Genomic DNA, 19281 nt, shown 5'->3' on the forward strand with positions numbered 1-19281 from the left:
TCGCCTCGCATGACTTCAGTGAAAGACGTTGCACAGCTGGCCGGCGTGTCCCTGATGACGGTTTCTCGAGCGCTCAATAATCCGGAAAAACTGAGCCCCGAAACCCTTCTGCGGGTGCGTCGCGCCATTGATGAACTGCAGTTCGTACCGAGCCTGTCGGCGCGCAAGATGCGCGGCGACAACCTCCAGTCGCGAACCATCGGTGTATTCGCGCTGGACACCGCGACCACACCGTTCGCCGTCGAATTGCTGCTGTCCATCGAACAGACCGCGCAGCAAGCCGGCTGGAATGTGTTCATCCTTAACCTGTTGAGCAATCCGCCCACCGACCAGAACATCGACCTGATGTTGTCGCACCGCCCCGACGGGTTGATCTTCAGCGCCATGGGGTTTCGCCAGGTATGCATTCCCGAACGATTGAAGAGCAAACCCCTGGTACTCGCCAATTGCCTGGCCGATGACAGTCGCCTGGTGAGTTATGTGCCAGACGACGAAGCGGGGCAGTATCGAGCCGTACATCACGCGTTGAGCCAGGGCTATCGGCGCCCTCTGTGTATCAATCTGCCAAAACAGAGTCTGGCCTGGAACCTGCGACAAAAAGGCCTGCACCGTGCCTGTCAGGCATTCGGGCTGTTGCCTGACGCACACCTGCAATACGACCTTTCCGATCATGACGCCTATGGTGAAACCGCAGCCATCCTCGACCGGCACATCATTGAGGGTCGTCCCCAATTCGACATTCTGATCTGTGGCAACGACCGCATTGCCTTTTGTGCCTATCAGCTATTGTTGGGCCGTGGCCTGAAAATTCCCGACGATGTCGCCGTGCTCGGCTACGACAACATGATCGGTATTGCTGAGCTGTTCATCCCGCCGCTGACCACGGTGCAACTGCCGTACTACGAGATCGGTCGCAAGGCTGCCCGGCACCTGATCGAGACCCTCGATGTATCGGGAACCCAGCCAGTTGATTGTCCATTAGTGGTTAGGGCATCGCTATAAAATTCAGTTAATTCGGTGATAGTGCGCCCGCTTGCTTTCGATTTGCCACTGGCCTGTCACCGACCGCTTAAGCCCAAGGGTCAGTCACGACATGCACAAAACGGCCAGAAGTCGTCATTCTTCAAATCTCACCGCCCCTCAGATCGCAACAGACGCTTTCCTGGCAATTATCAGCTCAGTGGAAATATTCAACTTCTCCTTTCCCCCATTCAGCAAAACGCATTGGGCCGGTGACCAAACCGACCCAATGCCATACGAGCTGATCCATTTGCCGCGAATCGACTAACCCAACGTGTTAAGGCATACCACCTTGGGTTGGGTCATTTCCTCGTAGGCAAAACGCACCCCTTCCCGGCCCAGGCTACCGTACTTGGAACCGCCAAACGGCATCGCATCGAAGCGGTAGTCGGAAGAGTCGTTGATCATCACTTCCCCGGCTTCAATCCTCCGTGCGGCGCTCATCGCGGTTGCCAGATCATTGGTGAAGATCCCGGCATGCAGGCTGTATTCGGGCTCATTGCGGCGAGTTGGCGCAAGTGGTGGTGAAAGGTCGGAGTGCTCATCTGCACACAGGCCGCAAGTTCATCGACGCGAAGCGCTGAAGCATGTCTTGCGGTTTCGGTGGAGGATACGCTCTGAAATTGGACGTAACCGTCAGCATGCGCTGTCGATGATTTGGCCACCATCCAATCCTTTGAAGCCGCCACTGAAAAGGCGGCCTGCGAAAATCGCGAGGCCGCAATCAGGGGATCACCAGAGGGCGATGTCGTAGGTAAAGTAGATTCGGTTGCTATCTCGGCCACGGGAATAATCAGAGCGGTAAACGTAGTTACGCAACCGCACACCCAACCCCTTGAAGGTGCCTTGTTGCACGACGTAAGCCAGTTCGGCATCACGCTCCCATTCCTTGACCGAGGTGTCGGACTTACCGTCGTTGCCGCTCAGATACCGGGCGGAAAACGTCAGGCCCGGTACGCCGACGGCAGCAAAGTTATAGCCGTAATTAAGCATCCAGGTTTTTTCATCCTCCTCGACAAACTTGCCTATCCCGGCATTGCTGAACGAATAAACCGTTGCGCCACTGATAAATGGTAATCCGGCATCACCACTGAGGGTCTGATATCCGCCACCGAAGGTATGGCCGGAAATGGCGTAGGACAATTGCCCGCTCAGCATGTTGTTGTCGATCTTGCCACCGTAGGCTGAGCCGTTATCGACACTGTTGAAGTAGCGCAAGTCACTGGTCAGCACACCGCCGCCCAAGGGTAGGTCGTGCTGGATACCAGCGAAATTCTGTCGGTAAAAGTTTTCCAGTTCGCCGTAGAAATAACTCAAACGAACGCTCTTTCCCAGCTTGTACTCGGCGCCTGCATAGCTGAAGTCGCCTGATTTATCTCCGCCGTAACCGTCGGGCACAATCGGCATGCTGTCGCTGGAATCACGCAGTTTGAATCGATCCAGGTAGCCCCCGGTAAGGGTGAGGTTTTCAATGTCGACGCTACTGATCTGAGTGCCTTGGTACGTTTGCGGCAACAGACGCGCGTCGTTATAGATCAGCACCGGAGTCTTGGGTAGCAAGGTGCCGTATTTGACCGTGGTCTTGGCCAGTTGGGCTTTGGCAGTCATACCCAGACTTGCGAATTCGTCAGCCGCACGACCGTCATCATGCACCGGCAACAAGCCAGTGCCGCTGCGGCCACGGCCGGAGTCGAGCTTGACCCCGAGCAGGCCAAGGGCATCAACACCAAACCCGATAGTGCCAGGTGTAAATCCCGACTGGTAATCCAACAGAAATCCCTGGGCCCACTCGGTTCGTTCGCTCTTCGCCGTTTTTGCTGATTTGGCACTCATGCCATGCTCGTCGCGGAAATTCTCATTGAAATAGACGTTGCGCAATTGCAGCTTGAGCTTGCTGTCGTCGATAAAGCCTTCTGCACTGGCACTGGCCAGCGGCAACAAACCAAGAAGTGAAAACAGCGCCCGTTGGGTATGCAAAGTGGTCATTGGCAAACTACTCATTGTTGTTATTTGGAGTGCAGAACAGCGCACGCCTCGCAAGCGAGGCGTGTCAGGAGAAAACAGATGCTTGGGGTGAATCAGGAGAAGAGATTGATCGCCCCGGTCAGCAGGGCTAGCGCGGTGACTACTAATGAAGTGAGTACCGCCCATTTGACGGTGGCTTTCTGGAAATCGCCGATATCACGATCGACCATACCCACCAGCAACAGGGTTGAGGCTACCAACGGACTCATCAGGTGTACTGGCTGACCGAGAATCGACGCGCGGGCGATTTCCACCGGGTCAATGCCATAGGCTGCGGCCGCGTTGGCCAGGATCGGTACCACACCAAAGTAGTAAGCATCGTTGGACAGAACAAAGGTCAACGGCATGCTGGTGATAGCCACCACCAGTGGGAACAGGTGCCCCCAGGATGGCGGAATCCAGTCCACTAGCGTTTGCGCCAGGGAGTCGACCATCTTGGTGCCCGAGAAGATCCCGGCAAAAATACCGGCGGCAAACACCAGCAGCACCACCGTCATTGCATTGCCGGAATGGGCGAGAATGCGCTCTTTCTGAATATCCAGTTGCGGGTAGTTGATCATCAGTGCCAGGACAAAGCCGATCAGGAACAGGATCGCCGAGTGCATGATGCCCATTACCAGCGCGACCATGACCGCGATCACCAGCAACAGGTTCACGTATGCAAGTTTAGGCCGTTTGTGCGGGGTATCACCCAGGATCGCGTCGATGTAGCAATTACCGCCACCACTCTGTAGCTGCACATTACCGATGCGCTTACGCTCGGCACGGCCCAGGAGGAAAGCGGTGAACACCACCCATATCGCGCCGCCGATCATGGTCGGCAGCAAGGGCACGAAGTACTCGCCGGCATCCAGGCCCAGTGCTGCGATCGCCCTTGTAGCGGGCCCGCCCCATGGGGTCATGCCGCTCATGATGCTCAAGGACAACATGGCGATGGTCGCCAGAATCATCGGGTTCATGCCGATACGCTTGTACAACGGCAGCATTGCCGCGCAGGTGATCATGTAGGTGGTTGTGCCGTCGCCATCGAGGGCGACCACCAGTGACAGCAGCGCGGTGCCGATAGCGATTTTCATCGGATCGCCGTTTACACGCTTGAGGATTTTACGAATCAACGGGTCGAACAACCCGGCATCAATCATCAGGCCGAAGAACAGGATGGCGAACAGCAGAAGCGCAGCCGAAGGCGCAACCATCTTCAGGCCGTCGAGCATCATCTTGCCCGTAGTACCGCCAAAACCGCCAATCACCGCAAACACAATCGGCACCACCGTCAGGGCGACAATCGGCGATAGGCGTTTCGACATTATCAGATAGGTAAAAACCACCACCATGGCCAAACCAAGAAATGCGAGCATAGGTCAGTTCTCTTGTTCTTATCATTAGCGTGGCCGATGCGCAGGCGCACGACCTCGAACCCGCCAGACGGTACGATCAGTCGTGCCTGGCGGGGAGTTGAATGAAATGTTTGTTGGGTGTTTCAGGCGTGTCCGGTCAGACGTGTTCCGTGACCTTGCGAGCATCCCAGTTTTCACTCTGGGTTTGTGCCAGGGCGGGCGACGGTTCGCCGTCAAGAGTCCGCATCAGTGTCTCGCGATCACAAGCGTTCTCCGAGATGGACATCACCACGGTAGCCACGGCGTTGCTTGCCAGACTGGTCAAGGCCCGGGCTTCCGACATGAAGCGGTCGATACCGATCAGCAGTGCAAGGCCGGCCAAGGGAATGTCATGGATCACAGTCAGTGTCGACGCCAGCGCGACAAACCCGGCTCCGGTCACACCTGCTGCACCCTTCGAGGACAACAGCATGATGGCCAGCATGGTCACGGTCTGTGTCAGGCTTAGATCGATGTTGCAAGCTTGAGCGATGAATACCGCTGCCAGCGATAGGTAGATTGCCGTACCGTCGAGGTTAAACGAGTACCCCGTTGGCAGCACCAACCCCACCACACCTTTTTTGCAACCCAGGGCTTGCAGCTTTTCCAGCATCCGCGGCATCACCGGCTCGGTTGAGGAAGTCCCGAGCACCACCAGGAACTCTTCGCGGAAGTAGCGCAGCAACTTCCAGAGACTGAAGCCATTGGCCCGGCAAATGCTCCCCAGCACCACAAAGACGAAGAAGGCACAGGCTACGTACAAGGTCATGATCAGCTTGGCCAGCGAGCCCAACGATGTAATACCGTACTGGCCTACGGTGAATGCCAACGCGCCAAAAGCGCCAATCGGAGCGAAGCGCATCAGATAGGAGAAAATCTTGAACACCATGTGCGAGGCGGATTCCAGTACATCCAGTACCGGCTTGCCACGCTCGCCGATGGCCGACAGTGCGAAACCGCAAAGCACCGCGATGAACAACACCGGCAGCACTTCACCCTTATTGAAAGCGCCGATGAAAGTGTCCGGGATGATGTGCATGAAAAACTCGACCACTCCCAGCTTCGCGGCGGAATCGGTGTATTGCGACAGTCCCTTGGTGCTCAACTGGGCGGGGTCAATGTTCATGCCCACACCGGGTTTGAACAGGTAGACCGACACCAGGCCGATGATCAAACTGATCACGGTCAGTGCCAGGAACAGCAGCATGGTCTTGCTCAACAAACGCCCGAGGGAGCGTTTGTCGCTCATGCCGGCAATACCGGTGACGATCGTGCAGAACACCACCGGAGCGATCATCATCTTGATCAACTTGATGAAGGCATCACCAAGCGGCTTCAAGGCGATGGCCTGTTGCGACCAAAAATGTCCGACCAGCACACCCAACAGCACGGCGAGGAGAATCTGGAAGTAGAGCGATTTTACAACTTTCATGGCATCACCCATTTTTAGAATTGTGCTGATGCAAGAACGACAATGACCAGAGGAAATTATCCGGCAAGTCGTTGGGAAGCCGTGGCGTAGACAAAACCGGAGAACAGCCTGCGCGACGTACGCACCACTGAGGCACGAATTGTCTCACCCTGAGCGCCGGTGTAGGACAATACGACATCTATCCCGCCACTTGGATGTTCAATGCGTACTTGCTTCAAGCGCGGCTCGCTAACCCCGCCGAGCAATTGCGCGACCACACTGCCTTCAGTGACACAAGCGGTGGCAAGGCCGATGGAACCGGTGATCGCCAAGGCCCGGTGGCAGTTGTGTGGCATGAAGTAGCGCACCTGAATTGTGCCGCCAGCCTTGGCCGGTGACACCAGTACAGGCTTGGGAATCACTTTGTCGCTGACGTCACCCAGGCCCATTGCCAAGCCGGCTTGCAGTCGCAAGGACTCCAGGCGACGCAGGAACTCTTTGTCGGCATCCAGTTCAGCAGGACTTTCATCGCCGTGCTTACCCAGTTGGCCAGCTTCGATGATCATCATCGGCATCGCCATGTCGATGCAGGTCACTGGAATACCGTCGATCAAATCCTGCGTTTGCCCAGTCGGGAAAAGCTTGCCGGTCTTGCTGCCCGCAGCATCCAGGAAGGTGAGTTGCACAGGAGCAGCAGTACCCGGCACACCATCGATGGCGGTGTCACCTTCATAGCTGACCTTCCCACCGGGCGTCTGTACCTCGGCGTTCACAAAAGTGCCCGTGTTGAGGTTGCGAATACGCACACGTGTCAGGTCTTTGGAGGCTTTTACCAGCCCCTGCTCGATGGCGAACGGGCCAACGGCGCAAAGCATGTTGCCGCAATTAGGCGCGGTATCGACTCGACGCTGGGAGACCATGACTTGAACGAACAGATAGTCGACATCCGCCTCAGGATGCAGCGACGGGCTGACGATCGCCACCTTGCTGGTTTGTGGGCTGCCACCACCGATGCCGTCAATTTCCAGTTCATGCCCAGAGCCCATGAGGTTGAGCAGCAGTTCATCACGGTCTTCGATCGCAACAGGTAGATCCCAGGCGAGGAACACTGGGCCCTTGGAAGTACCACCGCGCATTAGCACACAGGGAATTCGTTGCATGAACACTAACTCTTGTTGATCAATCGGGGTAATTGATGTCTTGTGAGCAAGAGTCGCAGGCTTTAAAAATTGTTTCCAATGCAAATATCAGCCTGATTATTGCGTTTTACGAATGATGAATTTAGGCTGACTGGGCTTAACAACTCTCGGCCAATGAGATAAAAAAGTGAATTATGAGCTCAATGACATCCGATCTTTCGTTAAGATCGCCGAACTTGGAAGCTTCCACGAAGCTGCCGATGCATTGCATCTCTCTCAACCCGCGCTGAGTCGGAGAATGAAAAAGCTTGAAGAGGGATTGGGAACAGCGCTTCTTGATCGCACGACAAGAAGGGTAAGCCTCACCAGCGTTGGGCGAGACTTCCTGCCCAAGGCACGACGCTTATTGGATGACTTCGACGACTCGATACTTAACATCCGAGAGTTGGCGGAGCGGCAGAGCGGCCGTGTAACCCTTGCCTGCATCCCAACCGCAGCCTTCTACTTCCTCCCTTCGGTAATCCGCCTCTACAACGAGCGCTATCCACAAATCCGCATTCGCTTGCTTGATCTCAGTGCGAACGAAGGGCTGGAGGCTGTTCTGCGTGGCGAAGCCGACTTTGGCATCAACATGATGAGCGGACAGCACCCAGACATAGAGTTCGTGCCATTGGTCAACGAGCCTTTTGTTTTAGCTTGTCGACGCGATCATGAGCTGGCCGAGCGTAGCTCGGTAACCTGGTCTGAACTTAGCAATTACCGCCTTATCGGGGTCGGTCGCCTAAGCGGCAACCGCATGTTGCTTGACCACGCTTTGTCAGGCTTGAGCTGGCGTCCACAATGGTTCTATGAGGTGCAACACCTGTCTACATCGCTGGGCCTGGTAGAAGCTGGCTTAGGAGTCTCGGCAATGCCGAGCCTCGCAATGCCTGCTGTGGATCATCCAACATTGGTAAGCGTCCCTTTGATAGAGCCCATAGTTAACCGATCGTTGGGACTGGTTTACCGTCGAGGAGCTTCACTCTCTCCGGCAGCGGAAAAATTCGTCTCAATACTGCTCGAACAATGGGAAAAATGACCTCACGCTCTTAAGTGCTGGTACGCGCACTACCCCACGAACGCCAACCTTCATCACGTGAACTGATCCCTGAATGAACCATTGGCTGCTAACTAACGTATCCCCTCAGAGCCCACTGACGACAGGGGAAATTGCTCATCTATTGGCGCGGGTCGGGGAGGATTGCCGAACCTGGTTGGCGGCTGAGTTACTGACCTTGGTGCGGGGTGAAATGCCGCTGGCTCAATGTACAACTTTCGCTTATCCGGAAGGCCAGGAGCCGCAGGTGTTGTCGTGTTCCGATCAGGCAAGACTCGTGCAGATATCGCGTATCTCTCGGGACTACGTCGAGCGTTTTCACAGCCTGGACGGCAACCGCCAAGCGATGCTCGGTCACCGGGCAAAATACGGCAGCGCGCGAATCCAGGCTCAGCTTCAGTCAGTTGAAGACATCACCCATCGTGACTATCGGCGGGTCTGATACGAGCAACCGCAAATCTTCCAGCGCATGGCCTTGCTCAATCATCAGGAAGAGGGCGGGACCTGGCAGTCGATCAACTTCTATCGAGGTCGTGAGCACGGCAATTTCAATCAGCACGAAATTGAGTTTATCGAGTCGGTTGCGCCGTTACTGATTCAAGTCACGCGTTTGCACTATCGCGCTTTTATCGAAGCCAATCAGATGCCGTCCTTGTTAAGTCAATGCGTCGAGTTGCTCTATCCTGAACTGACTCGCCGGGACCGTGAACTGCTCAGGCATTTGCTCAGTGGCCTGGGGGCGGAAGATATTGCGCCCTTGATGGGCATCCAGCGCTCAAGCGCCGCTACCTACATAAAGCGACTTTATCGAAAGGTGGGAGTCAGTGGACATCGAGAATTGCTGGGGCTGGTAGTGAGAGGTCGTTGGTCCTGAACAGGCGTTGAATACTGAGCATTGGCGAAAAACCGCGAGTCTGAGCATCTTTCATTCACCGCTAGCCATGGGTGGCTATTCCGACTTCGTAACTTGCGTGGCAAACGTTCAAGTATTTGAACAACAAATTCGCTGGGAGCAGCCACATTGGAATTGAGACAACTGCGCTATTTCGTAAAAATCATTGAGCTTGGCAGCCTGGGGCGTGCGGCACTTGAACTGGACGTTGGTGTGTCAGCCCTCAGTCAACAAATCTCCAAGCTGGAAAGCGAACTGTGCACCCGCCTCCTGAATCGAACCTCCACCGGTGTGACGCCCACTAGCGCCGGATTTGCGTTTTTACACCATGCCCAACTGACGCTACGCCAGGCGGAAAATGCCATCATGGCCGCCCATCGCGGGCGAATGAGCGGTTATGTCAGCGTCGGCTTACCACCGACTACCGCGACGGTACTCGCGTTGCCGTTGATCAACGCAATGCGTGCGCGTTATCCGGACATACAACTGCATTTGGTGGAAATGCTTTCCGGCCACTTGGCGGCGCAGCTCAACGCACGGCAAATTGATCTGGCCATCCTGTTCCAGCTCGAAGGGGGTAAACGCTGGAGCGTGACTCCGCTGCTGGATGAAAAGCTGTTTGTCATCGCCTCGCCCAGCCTGCCTCAAGCGCCTTCTGGTGACAGCGTACAGTTAGCCGACCTCGGCGGCCTACCGCTGGTGATGCCCAGTGCACAACATGGACTGCGCTCGGCATTGATGAGCGCGTTCGAGCGGGTGGGGCTAACACCCAATGTCATTATGGAAGTCGACGGTCTGGCTGTGTTGATGAACGCCGTCCGGGCCGGTCATGCGGCAACGATACAACCGGGGGCGGCCGCTGCGGTCAATGACGGATCCGGACTTTCACTGGTCAGGATTGCCGATCCCCATGTGGGCCGGCGTAATCTTCTGGCAACGCTGGCTGACGACGAACTCTCTCCTGCGGCGTTGGCAACGCGGTTGGTCATCGTCGACGTGGTACGACAATTAGTCGTCGACAACCAGTGGCCTGGAGCTACGTGGATTGAAGAGGTAGACGCGTAATACCCGTTCAATCCTGGACACTTTGCTGCCACTCAAAGACCAACCCTTTAGAGAAACTAAATACCCCGCGTCAAAAGCAGCCTTTCGGCTACCCGCTCCCCACCCTATCGTTCTCCCCACTCGCAAGGAGCACTTCGTTCCCGCTTCCTTGCCAATCGAGGAGCGATAATGATCGATGTCTTAATCATAGGGGGTGGCAATGCTGCCTTGTGCGCCGCTCTGATGGCGCGAGAAGCGGGCGCCAGCGTGATGCTTCTGGAAGCCTCTCCGAAAATCTGGCGCGGTGGCAACTCCCAACACACCCGTAACCTGCGGTGCATGCACGACGAACCGCAGGACGTGCTGATCGATGCTTATCCGGAAGAAGAATACTGGCAAGACCTATTGAAGGTTACCGGGGGCCTCACGGATGAAAAGCTTGCACGCATTGCCATTCGGGCATCGTCTTCTTGCCGCGACTGGATGCGTTCACACGGCGTGCATTTTCAGCCACCGCTGTCCGGCGCGCTGCACGTGGCGCGGACCAATGCTTTTTTTATGGGCGGCGGCAAAGCGCTGGTCAATGCGTATTTCCGCAGCGCCGAGCGCCTGGGTGTAAAGGTTCGCTACAACACGCAAGTGACCGACATTGAGTTGGATGAGGGGAAATTCGTCGCCGCCCATGTGGGCGAACATGAGGTCGATGGTCAGCGTTTCCCCGCCGAACGCATTGAAGCCCGGGCCTGCGTGTTGGCGGCCGGCGGCTTCGAATCCAACCGTGATTGGCTGCGCGAAGCCTGGGGTCAGAACGAACGCGGTGAATGGCCATCGGATAATTTCCTGATCCGGGGCACCCGATTCAACACCGGCATTTTGCTACGGCGCATGCTCGACCTTGGCGCCGATGTGATCGGCGATCCGACGCAAGCACACATGGTCGCGATTGATGCCCGCGCGCCACTCTACGACGGCGGCATCTGCACCCGAATCGACTGCGTATCGCTGGGTGTGGTGGTCAATCGTGATGGCGAACGCTTCTACGACGAGGGTGAGGATTTCTGGCCAAAACGTTATGCGATCTGGGGGCGTCTGGTGGCCGGACAACCCGGTCAGCAGGCGTATTCGATCATCGATCAACAAGCCATCGGCCGCTTCATGCCGCCAGTCTTTCCCGGAACCACCGCCAATACGCTGCAAGACCTTGCCCGCCAGTTGAAGCTGCCTCAAGAAAAATTCGTCAAGACTATCGAGGACTACAACAGCGCCTGCCGCGTTGGCACGTTCGATCACACGGCGTTGGACGACTGCCACACCCAAGGACTGTTGCCCGCCAAAACCCATTGGGCGCGGCCATTGGTGAAACCACCTTTCTACGCCTACCCGCTTAAACCGGGTGTCACGTTCACCTACCTCGGCCTCGCCACCGACGAAACCGCTGCCGTGCATTTCAACGGCAAAGCGAGCCCCAACCTGTTCGTCGCGGGTGAAATGATGGCCGGAAATGTTCTGGGCAAGGGCTACACCGCCGGCATTGGCATGGCCATCGGTACCGCGTTTGGCCGCATCGCCGGTGTGCAGGCGGCCGCTTCAGTGGGCTTTGGCGTCTCATCTGCAAACACGGAGTCTCGACATGCAACTGTTTGATCCCCAAGCATCGGGCGGGTTGATCCCCGTGTTGAATCTTGACGAAAGTGAAGTCCAGCGGCAGATGACCATCTGCAATGCCTGCCGTTACTGCGAAGGTTTTTGCGCGGTATTTCCTGCGATGACCCGGCGTTTGGAATTCACTCAGGCCGACATCCATTACCTGGCGAACTTGTGCCATAACTGCGGCGCGTGCCTGCACGCCTGTCAGTACGCCGCCCCACACGAATTCGACGTCAACATACCCAAAGCCATGGCCAAAGTGCGCCTGGATACTTACGCCGAATACGCCTGGCCGCAAGTGATGGGCAGGTTGTATCAGCGCAACGGCCTGACCCTGGCACTGGCTTCCGGTGGGGGACTGGCCTTGTTTTTATGCCTGACCCTGATGCTCATGGGCAACCTGTTCACGGCCATTCCCGGGGGCAACTTCTACAAGATTTTCCCGCATAACACCCTGGCGCTGATGTTCGGCACAGTGTTCGGCTTTGCGGTACTTGCCCTGACCATGGGTGTACGGCGTTTCTGGCGCAACGTTTCACCGGTCGCAGCGCCACTGCCGTTGAAAACGTCCGCTGCATTGGAGGCTACGGTCAACGTCGCGAAGCTCAAATACCTGGACGGCGGCCATGGTGAAGGCTGCAACAACGCTGACGATCAATTCACCTTGTGGCGACGCCGATTCCACCACCTGACCTTCTACGGCTTCATGCTGTGCTTCACCGCCACCGGCGTCGCCACGCTCTTTCACTATCTGCTGAAGTGGTCGGCGCCTTATCCGATCTTCAGCTTGCCGGTGATGTTGGGTATTGCCGGTGGCATCGGCCTGCTGATCGGCCCGGCGGGTCTTCTTTGGCTGAACCTGCGTCGCAACCCTGCGCACGGCGATGAGAACCAAAAACCCATGGATCGCGGCTTCATCGTGCTGCTGTTTCTGGTCAGCGCAAGCGGCCTGGCGCTACTGGCTTTGCGTGAAACCCGCGCCTTGGGCTTGATGTTGGCTATTCATCTCGGCCTGGTCATGGCGTTTTTTTTACCATGCCCTACAGCAAATTCGCCCATGGAATATTCCGCAGCGCAGCGCTGCTCAAACACGCCATCGAGAAGCGTCAACCCAACCCGATCAACGCCGGCAGCGACTGATGGTTAAAGCACTCATTCCAAAAACAATAGTGAGCATAACGGTAGCCATGATGAAAACGACAACGGCAACAACCCGAGCAAAGGGGTCCAAGTTGGGCGCCATTTTGCGGGTCACCAGCGGTAACTTCCTCGAGCAGTTCGACTTCTTTCTGTTCGGGTTCTACGCGACCTACATCTCCCAGACCTTCTTTCCAGCCACCAGCGAGTTTGCCTCGTTGATGATGACCTTCGCGGTATTCGGCTCCGGATTCCTGATGCGTCCGTTAGGCGCCATTGTGCTGGGGGCGTACATCGACAAGGTGGGCCGTCGCAAGGGGCTGATCGTGACGCTGTCGATCATGGCCGCCGGTACCGTATTGATCGCCCTGGTGCCGGGCTATGCCGCCATCGGCGTGGCGGCACCGATTCTGGTGTTATTGGGCAGGCTGCTACAGGGCTTCTCCGCCGGCGCGGAAATGGGCGGTGTTTCCGTGTATCTGGCGGAAATTTCCACCCCCGGTCACACCGGTTTCTACACCAGTTGGCAATCGGCCAGCCAACAGGTAGCGATCGTCGTCGCGGCCGCGTTGGGCTACACGATCAATGCCACGATGCAAGCCGCTGAGATCGCCGATTGGGGGTGGCGAATTCCGTTCTTCATTGGCTGCGTGATCATCCCGTTCATTTTCATTATTCGCCGCTCACTGGAAGAAACCGCTGCCTTCACTGCTCGCAGCCATCGCCCAACCACTCGCGAAGTTTTTCGCTCGATGCGTGACAACTGGCGCACCGTGCTGGCGGGCGGCTTGCTGGCGTCCATGACCACTACCACGTTCTACCTGATTACCGTCTACACACCGACGTTTGGCAGGACAGTGCTGAACTTAAGTACCACCGACAGCCTGGCAGTCACACTGCTGGTCGGTATCAGCAACTTTATCTGGCTGCCTATCGGCGGCGCCCTCTCCGACCGCATTGGCCGTCGACCGCTGTTGCTGGCGATATCGTTGCTGTGCATCTTCACCGCCTATCCCGCCATGCACTGGCTGGCAGAGGCGGCGAGTTTCGAACGACTGCTCGCTGTTCTGCTGTACTTCTCATTCTTCTTTGGCATTTACAACGGCGCCATGGTCGCGGCACTGACCGAAGTCATGCCACAGAACGTGCGGGTAGTCGGATTTTCTCTGGCCTTCAGTTTGGCCACTGCGGTGTTTGGCGGTTTTACCCCAGCAATCTCGACGCTGCTTGTCCAGGCCACGGGCGACAAGGCATCACCTGCCTACTGGCTGATGTTCGCGGCGGTGTGCGGGTTCACGGCGACGACGATTCTGTATCGTCGGCAAAAAGCTTTGGCAGTCAGAACCGTTTAGTTCCTCGATCGCCGACGCTTACCACGCGTCGATCCACGGCGGGACCGAATTAGAGTGGCATGAGGTCGATTACCGTCTTTCGTCAAGATAATACTCGGCCTAAAGACCCATCTCCTCCTAAAGAGGTGTGGGTTCCACCGAGAGCCAGTCATTTTGTAGGGGTAAAAAACTCTATAAATAAAAAGGGGTCACGAGATAGAATCTCGTAACCCCTTGAATTATATGGTCGGGACGGAGTGATTCGAACACTCGACCCCTAGCACCCCATGCTAGTGCGCTACCGGACTGCGCTACGCCCCGACTAGGCGTGTTACTCATCCCTCACCTCGAGGAACGCTCAAGAATATATCGCAAGCTTTTGAAAACTGGAAGTATTTAAAGCGAGAATTTACTTCTTGAGTACCACCAGAACATCTTCGAGCTCGGCGATCATCTGGCGGATCATTTGCTTGTATTGGGTGGTGTCGTCTTTGGCTTCATCGCCGGACAAGCGCAGGCGCGCTCCGCCGATGGTGAACCCCTGGTCATAAAGAAGCGCGCGGATCTGCCGGATCATCAGCACGTCCTGGCGCTGATAATACCGGCGGTTTCCGCGGCGCTTGACCGGGTTGAGCTGAGGAAACTCCTGTTCCCAGTAGCGCAGCACGTGTGGTTTTACCGCACACAGCTCGCTGACTTCACCAATGGTGAAGTAGCGTTTGCCCGGGATGACGGGGAGCTCGTCGTTATGACTTGGTTCCAGCATAAGCCTCAACTCGGGCCTTCAACTTCTGCCCTGGACGAAAGGTGACCACACGGCGAGCCGTGATCGGGATTTCTTCCCCCGTTTTCGGATTGCGGCCAGGCCGCTGGCGTTTGTCCCGAAGGTCGAAATTGCCGAAACCGGACAATTTGACTTGTTCGTTGTCTTCGAGAGCGTGCCTGATTTCTTCAAAAAACAGTTCGACCAATTCCTTGGCCTCCCGTTTATTCAGGCCCAGCTCTTCATACAGACGTTCCGCCATCTCAGCTTTCGTCAGAGCCCCCATACGTCACTTCCTTAACGTGGCGTTCAACCTTTGTTCGAGCGAGGTGAGGATGTTTTGCGTTGCGGTATTCACCTCATCGTCATTAAGAGTGCGCGATGGATGCTGCCAGGTCAAGCCGACTGCGAGGCTTTTTCTATCAGGATCAATGCCTTTACCCTGATACACGTCAAATAGCCTGAGGTCTGTTAGCCATTCGCCTGCATTTTCACGGATTACGTCCAGTACAGCCGTGGCTGCAATATCTTTGTGCGCAATCAGTGCAAGGTCACGACGCACTTCAGGAAAGCGCGATAACTCGTGGAATTTAGGCATTTTGCCCGACGCGACTTCCGCCAGAACCAATTCGAAGACGAAGACCGGACGGTCGAGACCGAGGGTTTTCGACAATTCGGGGTGGATCGCGCCAATGAAGCCGACCAGACGACCATCGCGTTCGATGCGTGCGGTTTGACCCGGGTGCAATGCCGGGTGCTTGCCTGGCACGAAAGTGAACGCATCCAGGGCACCGGCGAAGCCCAGCACCGCTTCCACGTCAGCCTTGACGTCAAAGAAGTCGACGGTATCGCGACCCTGCGCCCAGCCTTCCGGCAAGCGACTGCCGCAAACCACACCCGCCAGCATCGGCTCTTGCTTCAGGCCTTCGAGCTGACCGACAAAACGCAGGCCGCTTTCGAACAGACGTACGCGATCCTGCTGGCGGTTCAGGTTGTGCTGAAGCGCCTTGACCAGACCCGGCCACAAGGACGAACGCATGGCGGCCATGTCATTGGAGATCGGATTGGCGAGCAGCAACGGCTCAACACCCGGATTAAACAGTTCGAACTGTTTCGGATCGATGAAGCTGTAGGTAATCGCTTCCTGATATCCACGGGCAACCAGCAGGCGGCGCAGTTCAGGCAGGTCGCTACGGGCTTCGGCCTTGGCTTGCGGCGCCAGACGCGCTTGCGGATAACGAACCGGCAGACGGTTGTAGCCATACAGGCGTGCCAGCTCTTCGATCAGGTCGACTTCCAGACTGATATCGAAGCGATGGCTTGGCACTTCTACACGCCACTGCCCTGCCCCGTCGGCAGTAATGGCCAGGCCCAAGGCATTGAGCAGGCGCTCCACTTCAGCCGAATCCATTTCCATACCCAGCATCTGGGTAATGCGCTGGGCACGCAGGGTGACCGGAGCAATTTTCGGCAGGTGCTGTTCACTGACGGTCTCGATGATCGGACCCGCTTCACCGCCGGTGATTTCCAGCAGCAGGCCAGTCGCGCGCTCCATGGCCTCGCGGGCCAGTTGCCAGTCCACGCCACGCTCATAGCGATGGGATGCATCGGTGTGCAGGCCATAGGAACGGGCCTTGCCTGCCACGGCGATCTGGTCGAAGAAGGCGCTTTCCAGGAACACATCACGCGTGGTCGCGGACACACCGCTGTGCTCGCCACCCATGACGCCGGCGATTGCCAGTGCGCGGGAGTGGTCGGCAATCACCAGCGTATCGCTACGCAGGCTGACTTCCTGACCGTCGAGCAGCACCAGCTTCTCACCGTCTTCGGCCATGCGTACACGGATGCCACCGTTGATTTCGGCGAGATCGAAGGCATGCAGTGGCTGACCCAGCTCCAGCATCACGTAGTTGGTGATGTCGACGGCAGCATCGATGCTGCGCACATCCGCGCGACGCAGGCGCTCTACCATCCACAGCGGCGTAGGCCTGGACAGGTCGACGTTACGGATCACACGACCCAGGTAGCGCGGGCACGCGGCCGGCGCCAGCACTTCTACCGAACGCACTTCGTCGTGGGCGGCAGGAACCGAAGCCACTACCGGACGCACCACTGGAGCCGCGTACAAAGCACCCACTTCACGAGCCAGACCGGCCAGGGACAGGCAGTCACCACGGTTCGGGGTCAGGTCGACCTCGATGCTGACGTCTTCCAGATCCAGGTAAACGCGGAAATCTTCGCCCACCGGCGCATCGGCCGGCAGTTCCATCAGGCCGTCGTTACCTTCACCGACCTGCAGCTCGGATTGCGAGCACAGCATGCCGTTGGATTCAACGCCACGCAGCTTGGCCTTCTTGATCTTGAAGTCACCTGGCAACTCGGCGCCGATCATGGCGAAAGGAATCTTCAGGCCCGGGCGCACGTTGGGCGCACCGCAAACCACCTGGAAGGTTTCCGAGCCGTTGCTGACCTGGCATACGCGCAGCTTGTCAGCGTCCGGGTGCTGCTCGGTGCTCAGCACCTCGCCAACCACCACGCCACTGAAAACACCGGCGGCCGGCGTAACGCTATCGACCTCAAGACCGGCCATCGACAGACGAGCAACCAGCTCGTCGCGACTTACCTGCGGGCTAACCCAGCCACGCAGCCATTGTTCACTGAATTTCATCCTGCTCTCCTAAGAATTCGTTACGACTAGCGAAATTGCGCGAGGAACCGCAAGTCGTTGTCGAAGAACAGACGCAAGTCGTTCACGCCGTAACGCAGCATGGCCAGACGCTCAACGCCCATGCCGAAGGCAAAGCCCGAGAACTCTTCCGGGTCGATACCGGACATGCGCAGCACGTTCGGGTGAACCATGCCGCAACCCATCACTTCCAGCCAGCCGGTCTGCTTGCAGACGCGGCAGCCTTTACCGCTGCACATCACGCATTCCATGTCGACTTCAGCGGATGGCTCGGTGAACGGGAAGTAAGAAGGACGGAAACGCACCGCCAGCTCTTTTTCGAAGAACACCCGCAGGAATTCTTCGATGGTGCCTTTGAGGTCGGCGAAATTGATGTCGCGATCGATCAGCAGGCCTTCGACCTGGTGGAACATCGGCGAGTGGGTGATATCGGAGTCGCTGCGGTATACGCGGCCTGGGCAGACGATGCGGATCGGCGGCTGTTTCGACTCCATGGTGCGGACCTGTACCGGTGAGGTATGGGTGCGCAACAGCATGTTCGCATTGAAATAGAAGGTGTCATGCATCGACCGGGCCGGGTGATGGCCTGGGATGTTGAGCGCTTCGAAGTTGTGATAGTCGTCTTCGACCTCAGGGCCTTCGGCGATGCCGTAGCCGATACGGGTGAAGAACTGTTCGACGCGTTCCAGAGTGCGGGTAACCGGATGCAGACCACCGGAGGTCTGACCGCGGCCAGGCAGGGTCACGTCAATGGACTCGGCGGAGAGTTTGGCAGCCAGATCGGCTTCTTCAAACAATGCCTTGCGCGCATTAAGGACCTCTGTGACACGCTCCTTGGCAACGTTGATCAGCGCACCGACCTGCGGACGCTCTTCTGCCGGCAAATTCCCCAGGGTCTTCATCACCTGAGTCAATTCACCCTTCTTGCCAAGGTAGTGAACCCGGATTTGCTCCAGGGCATTGATATCTTCAGCGCTTTGCACAGCCTCTAGTGCTTGAGAGACGAGCGCATCCAGGTTTTCCATGTACAGACTCCAGATACAAAATAGGGGAAGAGCTTGAAGGCTCTTCCCCTATTTATGACGTTTAACACCTGGCCCCACAGATGCGAGGCCGGGTGACTGTCGGGGGTACTTAAGCCAAGGTGGCTTTAGCTTTCTCGACAATCGCAGCAAACGCCGCTTTTTCGTTCACTGCCAGATCAGCCAGAACCTTACGGTCGATCTCGATGGACGCTTTTTTCAGGCCGGCGATGAAACGGCTGTAGGACAGACCGTTGATACGAGCACCAGCGTTGATACGAGCGATCCACAGAGCGCGGAACTGACGTTTTTTCTGACGACGGTCACGGTAGGCGTATTGGCCTGCCTTGATTACCGCTTGCTTGGCAACACGGAATACGCGGGAGCGTGCGCCGTAGTAGCCTTTAGCAAGTTTCAGAATTTTTTTGTGACGCTTACGGGCAATGACGCCACGCTTTACACGAGCCATGAGTTACTTCCTCTATTCTTGACTAAAATTAACGAAGGCGCAGCATGCGCTCGACTTTTGCCACGTCAGACGGATGCAGCAAGCTGCTACCGCGCAGTTGACGCTTACGCTTGGTCGACATTTTGGTCAGGATGTGGCTCTTGAAAGCGTGCTTGTGCTTGATACCGTTAGCAGTTTTCAGAAACCGCTTAGCAGCACCACTTTTGGTCTTCATTTTTGGCAT

General features: G+C 56.8%; 17 protein-coding genes, 1 tRNA gene and 3 pseudogenes. 8 read left to right on the plus strand and 13 right to left on the minus strand.

The window, feature by feature from the left end; genetic code table 11:
• Positions 1 to 9 precede the first annotated feature (9 nt).
• Positions 10 to 1002, plus strand: a complete 993-nt coding sequence (locus PPUTUW4_RS17115) for a LacI family DNA-binding transcriptional regulator (protein ID WP_015095830.1) — start codon at positions 10 to 12, stop codon at positions 1000 to 1002.
• Between the two features lie 282 nt (positions 1003 to 1284).
• Here PPUTUW4_RS17115 and PPUTUW4_RS17120 read toward each other — a convergent pair.
• The 6 genes and pseudogenes from PPUTUW4_RS17120 to PPUTUW4_RS17140 form a co-directional block, all read right to left on the minus strand.
• Positions 1285 to 1521 (minus strand): annotated as a pseudogene (locus PPUTUW4_RS17120) (aldehyde dehydrogenase family protein); the annotation flags it as partial.
• Positions 1512 to 1610: pseudogene (locus tag PPUTUW4_RS29515) on the minus strand (AraC family transcriptional regulator); the annotation flags it as partial. The pseudogenes PPUTUW4_RS29515 and PPUTUW4_RS17120, both read right to left, overlap by 10 nt.
• A gap of 142 nt (positions 1611 to 1752) precedes the next feature.
• Positions 1753 to 3006 (minus strand): OprD family porin, encoded by a 1254-nt coding sequence (locus PPUTUW4_RS17125; RefSeq protein ID WP_015095831.1) that lies wholly within the window; start codon positions 3004 to 3006, stop codon positions 1753 to 1755.
• Between the two features lie 92 nt (positions 3007 to 3098).
• The gene (locus PPUTUW4_RS17130; RefSeq protein ID WP_015095832.1) at positions 3099 to 4403 is read right to left on the minus strand and encodes a citrate:proton symporter; all 1305 of its coding nucleotides are present in this window, start codon (positions 4401 to 4403) and stop codon (positions 3099 to 3101) included.
• Between the two features lie 136 nt (positions 4404 to 4539).
• The gene (gene dctA / locus PPUTUW4_RS17135; protein ID WP_015095833.1) at positions 4540 to 5865 is read right to left on the minus strand and encodes a C4-dicarboxylate transporter DctA; all 1326 of its coding nucleotides are present in this window, start codon (positions 5863 to 5865) and stop codon (positions 4540 to 4542) included.
• Positions 5866 to 5909: 44 nt separating this feature from the next.
• Positions 5910 to 6992: a 4-oxalomesaconate tautomerase gene (locus PPUTUW4_RS17140; protein WP_015095834.1), complete on the minus strand. Its 1083-nt coding sequence runs from the start codon at positions 6990 to 6992 to the stop codon at positions 5910 to 5912.
• 166 nt (positions 6993 to 7158) lie between these two features.
• Between PPUTUW4_RS17140 and PPUTUW4_RS17145 the strand changes: the two genes are divergently transcribed.
• The 7 genes and pseudogenes from PPUTUW4_RS17145 to PPUTUW4_RS17170 all read left to right on the plus strand — a co-directional run bounded on the left by PPUTUW4_RS17145 (position 7159) and on the right by PPUTUW4_RS17170 (position 14139).
• Complete coding sequence (locus tag PPUTUW4_RS17145) at positions 7159 to 8049, plus strand: LysR family transcriptional regulator (protein WP_015095835.1); 891 nt, start codon at positions 7159 to 7161, stop codon at positions 8047 to 8049.
• A 73-nt stretch (positions 8050 to 8122) separates the two neighbouring features.
• Positions 8123 to 8509: a hypothetical protein gene (locus PPUTUW4_RS30355; RefSeq protein WP_227698096.1), complete on the plus strand. Its 387-nt coding sequence runs from the start codon at positions 8123 to 8125 to the stop codon at positions 8507 to 8509.
• A gap of 27 nt (positions 8510 to 8536) precedes the next feature.
• Positions 8537 to 8941, plus strand: a complete 405-nt coding sequence (locus PPUTUW4_RS30360) for a LuxR C-terminal-related transcriptional regulator (RefSeq protein WP_227698097.1) — start codon at positions 8537 to 8539, stop codon at positions 8939 to 8941.
• Between the two features lie 147 nt (positions 8942 to 9088).
• On the plus strand, positions 9089 to 10024 hold the full coding sequence (locus PPUTUW4_RS17155; RefSeq protein WP_015095836.1) for a LysR substrate-binding domain-containing protein: 936 nt from the start codon (positions 9089 to 9091) through the stop codon (positions 10022 to 10024).
• 168 nt (positions 10025 to 10192) lie between these two features.
• The gene (tcuA, locus tag PPUTUW4_RS17160) at positions 10193 to 11647 is read left to right on the plus strand and encodes an FAD-dependent tricarballylate dehydrogenase TcuA (RefSeq protein WP_015095837.1); all 1455 of its coding nucleotides are present in this window, start codon (positions 10193 to 10195) and stop codon (positions 11645 to 11647) included.
• A pseudogene (gene tcuB, locus PPUTUW4_RS17165) lies at positions 11634 to 12790 on the plus strand (tricarballylate utilization 4Fe-4S protein TcuB). Before tcuA ends, tcuB begins: the two are co-directional and overlap by 14 nt.
• A gap of 47 nt (positions 12791 to 12837) precedes the next feature.
• Positions 12838 to 14139 carry an MFS transporter gene (locus tag PPUTUW4_RS17170; protein WP_041474914.1) on the plus strand — a complete coding sequence of 434 codons (1302 nt, stop codon included), beginning with the start codon at positions 12838 to 12840 and terminating at the stop codon, positions 14137 to 14139.
• Between the two features lie 223 nt (positions 14140 to 14362).
• On the opposite strand, the gene PPUTUW4_RS17175 is transcribed toward PPUTUW4_RS17170, so the two are convergent.
• From PPUTUW4_RS17175 to rpmI, 7 genes are all read right to left on the minus strand, one after another.
• Positions 14363 to 14439, minus strand: a tRNA-Pro gene (locus PPUTUW4_RS17175).
• Between the two features lie 88 nt (positions 14440 to 14527).
• Entirely contained in the window at positions 14528 to 14884 is a 357-nt protein-coding gene (locus PPUTUW4_RS17180) for a MerR family transcriptional regulator (RefSeq protein WP_003179985.1), read from the minus strand.
• On the minus strand, positions 14865 to 15167 hold the full coding sequence (gene ihfA, locus PPUTUW4_RS17185) for an integration host factor subunit alpha (RefSeq protein WP_002553164.1): 303 nt from the start codon (positions 15165 to 15167) through the stop codon (positions 14865 to 14867). The genes PPUTUW4_RS17180 and ihfA overlap by 20 nt, the downstream gene beginning before the upstream one ends.
• 3 nt (positions 15168 to 15170) lie before the next feature.
• Positions 15171 to 17549: a phenylalanine--tRNA ligase subunit beta gene (gene pheT / locus PPUTUW4_RS17190; protein ID WP_015095840.1), complete on the minus strand. Its 2379-nt coding sequence runs from the start codon at positions 17547 to 17549 to the stop codon at positions 15171 to 15173.
• Positions 17550 to 17575: 26 nt separating this feature from the next.
• Positions 17576 to 18592, minus strand: a complete 1017-nt coding sequence (pheS, locus tag PPUTUW4_RS17195) for a phenylalanine--tRNA ligase subunit alpha (protein WP_007975711.1) — start codon at positions 18590 to 18592, stop codon at positions 17576 to 17578.
• Between the two features lie 109 nt (positions 18593 to 18701).
• On the minus strand, positions 18702 to 19058 hold the full coding sequence (gene rplT / locus PPUTUW4_RS17200) for a 50S ribosomal protein L20 (RefSeq protein WP_007905879.1): 357 nt from the start codon (positions 19056 to 19058) through the stop codon (positions 18702 to 18704).
• Between the two features lie 28 nt (positions 19059 to 19086).
• Complete coding sequence (gene rpmI / locus PPUTUW4_RS17205) at positions 19087 to 19281, minus strand: 50S ribosomal protein L35 (RefSeq protein WP_002553160.1); 195 nt, start codon at positions 19279 to 19281, stop codon at positions 19087 to 19089.

The sequence above is a fragment of the Pseudomonas sp. UW4 genome (assembly GCF_000316175.1).
GTDB lineage: Bacteria > Pseudomonadota > Gammaproteobacteria > Pseudomonadales > Pseudomonadaceae > Aquipseudomonas > Aquipseudomonas laurylsulfatiphila.